The organism is Phormidium tenue FACHB-1050, assembly GCF_014696925.1.
Lineage (GTDB): Bacteria > Cyanobacteriota > Cyanobacteriia > Pseudanabaenales > Pseudanabaenaceae > Pseudanabaena.
In genome coordinates this window covers 1-8,642 of record NZ_JACJQY010000082.1, presented here as the reverse complement: position 1 = coordinate 8,642, position 8,642 = coordinate 1, and the positions used below count along the sequence as shown (strand labels likewise).

Below are 8,642 nucleotides of genomic sequence, written 5' to 3'. Positions count from 1 at the left end.
TCTCTGTCTCAAGTTCTTCGCTGTAATAACCCAAAATTATTCCTTTTCTTTCTTTGTCTGAGATTATCCTAATTTGCACAAGTTATTTGTTTTTCATTCCTAAGTTGCCAAATACAGTCCTCCATCTCGATTTTCATGTGCTACAACATTAATAAAATCGCTAATATATCTTTTCCCAACACGCTGTCCTGAACGCCAGTGTTTAATTTCTACCACATAACTTTGTTTATCACCTTGAACAATGCATTCTAAGATTAAATCTTTCCCCCCATCTTTGCTTGACGGTGTAAGAGTTACATCGAAACCTAAACCTTGAAATACTTCTGCAAGCATTCTTTCCATGTCCCGCCACTCCAGATCTGCTAACCCTCTTGGATCACTTGCAATGAGTCGAGCAAGCTGCTTAGACAAGTTGGTAATTGCCGCAATGATCTGAGAATGAATACGTTCATTGTCCTGTTCAGAATCAGGAATCGTTACATCTATCCAATCCCAAAGCTCTTGATAAGTTACCTTGGGATAGGCTTTGTGAATTGATGTAAGAAGTTTTCTTTTTAGGTTGAGTCTCGCTTCTGATGCTCCTGTGCGCCCTTCTACCTGTGACAAATGATACTCATAATCAGAAAGAGCATGAAGTAATGCATTGATAGTGATTCGATGTAAAAATTCAGGATCAAGCTGCCTAAAATCCTGATGAATTAGCTTCTCAAATTCTCCTCGTTCTGACCAAAGGTTATTATAGTTTAGAATAGCAAATTGAAAGAGTTTATCCTCTGAGTATTTCGGAACTTTAATTGCTAATGAATCAACCCATTCCATAAGCAATGATCGCCTTTGTTTGTGCTGCTCAATCGCTCGTTTCTTAAAGCCTTCACGATGACAGTCATGTTTTGTTTTCCAAGCTATAAATTCTGGGTTTTGCTCAGCTTTAAAAACTGTTTCAACTCGCCATAATTGCATTGAAGCACCTGAGCGATAATGAGGGTTTTTTCGAGTGTCTTCAGGTGTACCTAAAAACTGCTTAATTGCACCTTCTGTCCAACCACGCTCCTTGACAGCAGCTTTAGTCAACCACTCGTCACTCATTCTTCAACTCACAAAGAAACACTTTAATATTTTAGTATATACATTTTCTGACAGACATATTTTTACTACTATTTAGAATAAGCAATCACAAAAACAACTACTAAGAAACCTCACTCAAAGCCTCACGAATTATCTCATCACTTACTCCAAGACGCTTCAGACTCTCGATAAACATAGAAACAGTATCTCCATCCAATCTCTCAAGATCAGCACGAAGTCCCTGACCAATATAAGCCCGAACCAAAGGTTGATATCCTGAAAAACCTAATAATGGCGAGACTTTTTTCAAATCTTCAATTACATCCTCAGGAATACGGATTGTCACCGTCGTCATTGGACGGTTTCGATCTAACCGTTTTTTTTTAGCTTCAGTTTTCATAATATTCACGCTCCTTGCGCGTTGCCTTTCTTGCTTCGTTTGATTGGCAATTGCTTTAGCCATACTTTATGCTAAATGATAGAATAGCCCATCAAAAGTTGCGCGTCATGTAATGAACCAAAAATTTTTTATCGCGTTGTTGCCACCTGATTCTATTCAAGATGAAGTTAGACAAATTCAATATGATTTTCGCGATCGCTACAGCACTCAATCCACTCTCAAATCCCCACCTCACATCACCCTAATTCCTCCATTTGAATTATCAAGCGATCGCCTAGAACCATTACAAATAGAACTAGAGAAATTTGCTAAAACGCGATCGCCTTTTACGATCAACCTATCAGGATTTGCCGCTTTCCCACCTCGCGTTATTTATCTCAATGTTGTACCCAATCTAATCCTGCCAAACCTCTATGTAGATATTGCGGCTACCCTTGCCAACAATCTCGACATTCATGATCCCTATGCTTCTAGAACCTTTGTGCCACATATGACCGTTGCTTTTCGCGACTTAACCCCTGAAAACTTTGAACAGGCTTGGGCAGAATTTTGCGATCGCAAAATTAGTTTTGAGTTTGACTCAATTAATCTGACACTGTTGAAACATGAAGCCCAAAAATGGAATGTTCTCTCTACTTTTCCTTGGCAATCATCAATTTAAAAATATAGCCAAACAAGTTTTGCCTAGGATCTGATGTTACGTGGAATTCAGATAATGAACCTCTTGCTGCTAGCATAACAGGGCAACCACGGGGGGATTGCCCCTACCTGTAAATTTCAGATCTTCTAGGGGCTGCGCCTCCGTGCCAGCCCTAGACTTACGCCATTGCTTGGCAAGTCCTAATTGACTTTTAAGCAATCAAAAAGCTCACCGAGACTAAGTTGTAAAGCATTTGCCCAACTAGGAACAATTAGTATTTGAGAAGGAAGAGCGATCGCGATCGGTTGTTGATTGGGCTGATAGATGATCACTAGACGTTCCGCAGGATCAATTAACCATCCCATTTGTGAGCCATGATCGAGACAATGCAAAATATTGACAACCACCCGATTAACTGATTGATTCGGACTCAAAATCTCGATCACCCAATCTGGCGGCTGATTAAAAGTATTAGCGATCGTGCCATCTGGATTAGTGGGAATATGCTCCCAAGTAAAAACAGCAATATCCGCTACGATGGAGCGATCGCCAAAAGTACACCGTAGTTCTGGAAAAGCCCATGCAATACGTGCTTTTTTAAAAACTCCATTCACAGTACTGGTCAATTCACCTTGGATCGAGCTATGTTCACCTTGCTGCCTTGTTTTTTGGGTGATAATTCCATTGATAAATTCTCTAGCAGGCTTGGTTTCTGGCTGTAGTAGAAACTGCTCTAAAGTAATTGGTGGCGAAATTGGCTGAGTAAGTGTGTCTAACATCATTTTGTTCTGGATAGACAACATAAGAAAAGCTTTGATGACTATATCAATTATTCTATAGCAACAAATCAAAACCCAAAAGATAAGTGGGGGTGCTTTGCGCCGCCACTTATCTTTTGGGTTTTAATCAGATTTGAACTTATTCCTTAATTGACTGCTAATGACATCGATACTAGTCACAACTACCAGCAACACCAACATCATTGTCATGGCTTTATTGTATTCAAACCCGCGAATATAACTCACTAACTCGAAACCAATTCCCCCTGCGCCGACTACACCTAAAACCGAGGCAGCACGGATATTGTACTCAAACATATAGAACGTATAGCCGAGACATAGTGGCAATACCTGCGGCATAATCCCATATTGAGCAATCTGCCACCAAGAGGCGCGACCAACTTGCAAAGACTCCAGCGATCGCTTATCTACAGACTCGATCGCTTCTTGATAGAACTTAGCTAAATAACCAATTGTATAAATTCCTAAAGCCAAAGTTCCCGCAGGCGCACCTAAACCCGTCGCCGCCACAAAAAACAAACCTAAGATAATTGATGGAACTGAACGTACAGTATTTTGGAGAAGATTCGCGATCCAGCGTAACCACAATGGCGAAAGATTTTGTGCTGACAATAGGGCAAGTGGAATTGAGAGGATCGCCCCAATCGTCGTTCCCCAAAGGGACATCTGCACAGTCTCAATCAGAGCTTTAATCGCCACATCCAAAATGCTCAAATCAGGCGGCCAAAGTCGCGACAGAAAATCTGTCATGTAAGGCAGACTAGTTTGGATTAGTTTGGGATCAATTTTTAAACCTTGTAATGACCAAATATACGCCCAACCTAGACCGATGATAACTAAACCTCTGAATGCCCAGACATTGTAGCGGTTAGAGGTATAGGGACGAATTCGATCAAGAAATTTCATTATGCGGCGTTAACGGACTGAACTAGGGAGAGATTTTGCAACTGAGCAAACTGTCTGTCCATATTTTGACAGTCCCCATCATACCAGACCTGCCCTTCTTGCAGAACGATCGCTCGCTGTGCGTACTGAGCAGCAAGGGCGAGATCATGCAGCACGACCACAACCGTTAAGCCTTTGCGATTCATTTCCTGTAGGCTACTCATCACTTGATTAATACCTGACACATCCAAGCCTGTAGTGGGTTCATCAGCCAACAAAATATGAGGCGACTGAATCAAAGTGCGGGCGATCGCTACCCGTTGACGTTGACCACCACTGAGTTGTCTTGCCTTCTGATAAATCTGTTCTTGCAAACCCATTTTTTGGAGTAACTGCATTGCTACACGGCGATCGCGTTTAGGAAATCCCCACAAGCTTTGCCATGTATTCAGTTCTCCTAGACATCCACACAGGACATTATCTAAGCAGGAAAGTTGATCGACTAAGCCGCCCCCTTGTACGAGAAAACCCACATTTTTACGAACTTCGTCAACCAGTTTGGGCTGAACAGTCGTGCCACAGATCTGAATTTCGCCTTGACTGACAGGCACTAATCCCACCAGCGATCGCAAAAGTGTTGATTTGCCTGCGCCGTTCAGTCCCAGCAGCGCCACAAACTCGCCGTGATTAATTTTCAAATCAATTCCATTCAAGATGGGACGTTTTAAAGTTGATTGATAAGCAGTGCGAAGATTTTGGCAGGCGATCGCAGGTGATGTGTTATCTGATAGAGGTTCCATGATTTTAAAATTTTAATTATTGAAGTCAAAGAGAAGTCAAAGATCTATTGGTTGCCTAGCTCTGCTAGGCAACCAATAGGTTATGGTTTCAGACCAGCCCTTTCAATGGCAGTCCGCATCGTCGCCAAATGTTGCTCGTGATCAACTTTGACTAACTCGGTTGAGTTGTAAAGACTGCGGAATAGATCTTTGTTCTCTGACTCATTCAGCTTCAAGAAAGCATTAATCAACTTTTCCCGTTGATCAGCAGGCACACTATCATCAATGGAAATGCCATGAGCTGGCACATTAGGAACTGGGTGCAGCACCCGTAATTTTTTGCCCTCTTCCTCGGTAATCCAAGGCGGCAGTAACGCATATTCCGAAACTACAGCCACATCGGCTTGCTCACGCAGTACTGCTTGTAAGGCACTGCTATAGCCGTCCCCATAGGTAACTTTGCCGAAAAACTGCTCTAAGCGATCGGGGCCATCCACAAACTTCAGCCCCACTAGTTCGCTAACAGGGAAGATAAATCCAGAACCAGAGGAACGTGATGTAAATGCCATGCGTTTACCGCGCAACTGCTCAAGAGTTTGGGTAGGATCTGCCAAGGTTTTTAACGGACTATCCACTGGTACGACAAAGATCGAGTTATAGGTCTTACCACCTGAATAGTCAGGACGCACCTCAGCTAAGTACATTTTTGCGCCCGATAGTAGTTCTGCTTTGAGGGCAGCGCGACCACTGACGAAGGCAACATTGGCTCGATTAGCCTTGAGTGCTTCTACGGAGGCAGTTTCATCAGCGATGATCCCCTTCACTGGGATACCCATCTCTTTGGATAAAATTGCCGATACCTTATCAACCTTGGTCTGTAAATCTGTAGTGTCACGACGAGTTGCAAAGGCGATCGTTAGTTCCTTAAGCGGAGCCTGTGCAGCTTCAGTGGGAGTAGGTTTAGTTTCTTTGGCTGGTTCTGTAGTTGCAGCAGGTGTCTGAGCCGCATTAGGCTGAGATGGAGGCGTGGGGCTATTTCCTGTACAAGCAGTTAAGCCGATTAAAGATATTAACCCTGCGACTACCGCAAAATTAACTGGTAAACACGAAATTTTTTTCATTGATTTTTGAAAAGCGGTCAATACACTAAGAAGAATTACTTGCAATAACTAATAAAAGTAGCTTAAACCTATTTGAGAATTAAAGTCAATAACTTACAGGTAATTTCTAGTCTTTGTTATTCTGCCGATCGCCTAAGAGTGCCAATTATAGCTGTCGCCATTATAAAACCCAGATAGTGTGAGGCGGCGCGAAGTAACGCCTCACACTATCTGGGTTTTGATTTGTCCTGATACAGGTGGCTATAGCTATAAATAACTTATAAGAGGAGATTAGGTTTAGTCGATGCTTTGACCAAGCAGCGTAAGATTATCAGTAAAACCTGCCCAGCAGATCAGAAGATGATTTTATTAAAGTCCCAAGCTTGAGTGACCAATTTCAAAAAAGGCTCTATGAATTAGCCTCAGCGTCAAGCCCCTTCTCCAGTTGCGATAAAATGAAAACTATAGCTATCGCCATTCTCCAAATATTATGAGGCGGCGCTTTGCGCCGCCTCATAATATTTGGGTTTTGATTTGTCCTGATACAGGTGGCTATTCTATAAAAATGCTAAAAAGATCGCTAATGTAGGCTTGTCTAAATTGCCATGACCGAAAATCAAATTCCTGAAGGTGTAGAACGCGAAGTAACAACGATGGGTGGAGCTGCCATCGACGGCGCTCCGATCGCCTATATTATTGTCCTCGCGGCAGTGGTCACTGTCTTAGCATTTATTCCTTTTTCAATCGTACTTGGCTCAGGCAAAGGCATTCCCCTCAGTCAAAGCATTTATCCGCTACTCGGTTGGCTGCTTGGCCCCTTAGCAGGAGCCTTAGCCAGTGGCATTGGGACACTAATCGGGGTATTTCTCGCGCCCTATACCGCAGGAGTTCCTGCGATCGCCATTTGGGGAGCCGTGATCGCTAGCTTTGCGGCGGGAGCGATGGTGATTGGACAAAAGCGTAGATATTGGTATTTGGGCTTAACGGTTTTGTTTGTGAGCGAACTTGCCGTTTATGCTTATTTAGCGATCGCTCGTAATGGTATTCCTTTAGATACTTTTATCGCAGGAGCCTTTATTGACTGGTCAGCCATATTGCTTTTTTTATTGCCAACCCGAATATTATTCACAAAATTAATTAGCAGTAATAATTTTGTGAAAGTAGCGATCGGTATTTTTGGTGGTACTTGGACAATTTGTGGATTGGCGCACCTAAGTCAAGTTCCATTTACTTACTATCTATTTAACTGGCCAGAACCAATTTGGAAGATGTTAATTCCGATCATTCCTGTCGAAAATGCTATGCGTGGGCTATCTGGAGCAGTAATTGGTACGGGGGTAATTTCGGGCTTAAGAGCAATTAATTTGGTAAAGCCGAAGGAATCAATTTATTAAGTACTTGTGCAAAATAAATTACCCGAACCCGTAAAGTAGCGCCCCGCAGGGGCGCTACTTTACGGGTTCGGGTTTGTAATTAATATTGGTATTACCTGATCAATTTTGATCAGGCTGCTCCTGCGTTAAAATACAACAAAAACCATATGTCAAATAGCCAAAGCGATCGCCAACAGCGTAGTTCTAAACCGAAAAAAATATCTAAGATTAAACGCTTTTTTAAATGGTTAGAATGGCGATTTGCGACACCAGAGTTTATTGGGGGAATGTTTACCGCTTTAACAGTATTCTTCTTTATGGCGGCGACCAATACCCTTTCGGGTTGGCTCTATGTAATTAGTGGCGTAAGTTTTGCCCTATTAATCGTAGGGGCGGTTATGCCCAAGCGCCTATTAGCAGAAATGGTAGTGAAGCGATCGCCGATTGATCCAGTCAGTGTGGATGATGATCTATGGGTGGATTTGACCATTCAAAATACGGGGCGAACTGAAAAAAGATTGCTAGAAGTGCGGGATATTTTGCCAGAAAATCTCTCAAATATTTTGCAACAAGAAGTAGTAATTGAGTTAATTGCACCGCTTCAGGAATATCACTGGAACTATGAAGTAAAAACTACTAAGCGCGGCGTATTTTGGTTCCGAGCTACAGAAATTGCCACCTCTAGCCCATTAGGACTTTTCCGTAGTCGTCGCGCTTGCCCCTCGGGAAACAAGGCGATCGTTTATCCAACAGTGCTACCCCTCGATCGCTGTCCCTTAGTTGATCAATTGGGAAGTGATACGAATCCGCGCCAATATAGCGATGACCATAATTACAGCAATGCCACTGAGGGTTTAACGAAGACTTTGCGTCCCTATCGTTGGGGTGATCCAACCCGATTAATCCATTGGCGCACTAGTGCTAAGTTTGGCGAATTGCGGGTGCGAGAATTGGAAGTCACCATTGGTGGGCAAGAAGTGGCGATCGCCCTCGATAATTCTGTAGGATGGGAGCCTCAAGCCTTTGAAGAAGCAGTAGTAGCGGCGGCTTCACTCTATTTCTATGCTCAAAAATCGAAGCTAAGTGTCAGACTCTGGACAAATGATACAGGTATTGTCGAGAGCGATCGCGCTGTGTTGGAGACTTTAGCTGCCGTAAATATGACAACGAGTTCCACCGATCTGCTCAAAGACTTGCCTGATTTACCAGTGGTCTGGATATCCCATCGTAGCGATAGCATCGGCTATTTGCCCCTTGGCAGCCGTTGGTTGCTGTGGCAAGCGTCAGGACAATCATCAAAAGTATCAGTTCCAAATCAGCGATCGCTTGGTTTAACGATTGAAACAATGCTAGATGCTGAAGATACAAGTTACAAATCTTTGCGATCGCAACTTCAAGGTTATTTAACGCTTTAAGTAGCTAGATCCAAAAGCCTGAGGTGCACGCTGCACGTGCACCTCAGGCTTTTGGATTGTATATTTTTGTGCCTAGCTACTTATCAATACTGCGGACAGAATTAGGAGTTATAGATAAAAAAGCCATTCATCGTATAAGGTGCGGATATTGAACACCAGCACCAAAAATGAATAGCATAAATTTC

Annotated in this window: 10 protein-coding genes; 3 read left to right on the top strand and 7 right to left on the bottom strand. The window is 42.9% G+C overall.

Features of this window, described 5'->3' with window-relative positions; all coding sequences use genetic code 11:
- Positions 1 to 99: 99 nt before the first annotated feature.
- Together H6G05_RS24685 and H6G05_RS24680 are read right to left on the bottom strand one after the other, a co-directional pair.
- The gene (locus tag H6G05_RS24685) at positions 100 to 1,071 is read right to left on the bottom strand and encodes a restriction endonuclease (RefSeq protein ID WP_190582599.1); all 972 of its coding nucleotides are present in this window, start codon (positions 1,069 to 1,071) and stop codon (positions 100 to 102) included.
- A gap of 115 nt (positions 1,072 to 1,186) precedes the next feature.
- The gene (locus H6G05_RS24680; protein ID WP_242025823.1) at positions 1,187 to 1,528 is read right to left on the bottom strand and encodes a hypothetical protein; all 342 of its coding nucleotides are present in this window, start codon (positions 1,526 to 1,528) and stop codon (positions 1,187 to 1,189) included.
- Positions 1,529 to 1,577: 49 nt separating this feature from the next.
- Between H6G05_RS24680 and H6G05_RS24675 the strand changes: the two genes are divergently transcribed.
- The gene (locus tag H6G05_RS24675) at positions 1,578 to 2,126 is read left to right on the top strand and encodes a 2'-5' RNA ligase family protein (RefSeq protein WP_190582597.1); all 549 of its coding nucleotides are present in this window, start codon (positions 1,578 to 1,580) and stop codon (positions 2,124 to 2,126) included.
- A 69-nt stretch (positions 2,127 to 2,195) separates the two neighbouring features.
- Here the strand turns inward: H6G05_RS24675 and H6G05_RS25745 are convergent, their stop codons facing one another.
- The 5 genes from H6G05_RS25745 to H6G05_RS24655 form a co-directional block, all read right to left on the bottom strand.
- On the bottom strand, positions 2,196 to 2,324 hold the full coding sequence (locus tag H6G05_RS25745) for a hypothetical protein (protein ID WP_277874789.1): 129 nt from the start codon (positions 2,322 to 2,324) through the stop codon (positions 2,196 to 2,198).
- Positions 2,306 to 2,908 (bottom strand): Uma2 family endonuclease, encoded by a 603-nt coding sequence (locus H6G05_RS24670; RefSeq protein WP_242025822.1) that lies wholly within the window; start codon positions 2,906 to 2,908, stop codon positions 2,306 to 2,308. Before H6G05_RS24670 ends, H6G05_RS25745 begins: the two co-directional genes overlap by 19 nt.
- 99 nt (positions 2,909 to 3,007) lie before the next feature.
- Positions 3,008 to 3,811, bottom strand: a complete 804-nt coding sequence (gene phnE, locus H6G05_RS24665) for a phosphonate ABC transporter, permease protein PhnE (protein ID WP_190582595.1) — start codon at positions 3,809 to 3,811, stop codon at positions 3,008 to 3,010.
- A complete protein-coding gene (locus H6G05_RS24660) occupies positions 3,811 to 4,590 on the bottom strand; it encodes a phosphonate ABC transporter ATP-binding protein (RefSeq protein WP_190582593.1) in 780 nt (259 codons plus the stop codon). Before H6G05_RS24660 ends, phnE begins: the two co-directional genes overlap by 1 nt.
- Before the next feature lie 80 nt (positions 4,591 to 4,670).
- Complete coding sequence (locus H6G05_RS24655; RefSeq protein WP_190582591.1) at positions 4,671 to 5,690, bottom strand: phosphate/phosphite/phosphonate ABC transporter substrate-binding protein; 1,020 nt, start codon at positions 5,688 to 5,690, stop codon at positions 4,671 to 4,673.
- A gap of 584 nt (positions 5,691 to 6,274) precedes the next feature.
- Here H6G05_RS24655 and H6G05_RS24650 point away from each other — a divergent pair.
- Together H6G05_RS24650 and H6G05_RS24645 are read left to right on the top strand one after the other, a co-directional pair.
- Positions 6,275 to 7,063, top strand: coding sequence for a hypothetical protein (locus H6G05_RS24650; RefSeq protein ID WP_190582589.1), 789 nt, complete (start codon positions 6,275 to 6,277; stop codon positions 7,061 to 7,063).
- 146 nt (positions 7,064 to 7,209) lie between these two features.
- On the top strand, positions 7,210 to 8,457 hold the full coding sequence (locus H6G05_RS24645) for a DUF58 domain-containing protein (protein ID WP_190582587.1): 1,248 nt from the start codon (positions 7,210 to 7,212) through the stop codon (positions 8,455 to 8,457).
- Positions 8,458 to 8,642: the final 185 nt, after the last annotated feature.

Bases quoted from the DNA above. Each gene is read 5' to 3' on its own strand.
- H6G05_RS24645 (WP_190582587.1), top strand. From the start codon at position 7,210: ATGTCAAATAGCCAAAGCGATCGCCAACAGCGTAGTTCTAAACCGAAA.
- H6G05_RS24680 (WP_242025823.1), bottom strand. From the start codon at position 1,528: ATGGCTAAAGCAATTGCCAATCAAACGAAGCAAGAAAGGCAACGCGCA.
- H6G05_RS24660 (WP_190582593.1), bottom strand. From the start codon at position 4,590: ATGGAACCTCTATCAGATAACACATCACCTGCGATCGCCTGCCAAAAT.
- phnE (WP_190582595.1), bottom strand. From the start codon at position 3,811: ATGAAATTTCTTGATCGAATTCGTCCCTATACCTCTAACCGCTACAAT.
- H6G05_RS24670 (WP_242025822.1), bottom strand. From the start codon at position 2,908: ATGTTGTCTATCCAGAACAAAATGATGTTAGACACACTTACTCAGCCA.
- H6G05_RS24650 (WP_190582589.1), top strand. From the start codon at position 6,275: ATGACCGAAAATCAAATTCCTGAAGGTGTAGAACGCGAAGTAACAACG.
- H6G05_RS24655 (WP_190582591.1), bottom strand. From the start codon at position 5,690: ATGAAAAAAATTTCGTGTTTACCAGTTAATTTTGCGGTAGTCGCAGGG.
- H6G05_RS24675 (WP_190582597.1), top strand. From the start codon at position 1,578: ATGAACCAAAAATTTTTTATCGCGTTGTTGCCACCTGATTCTATTCAA.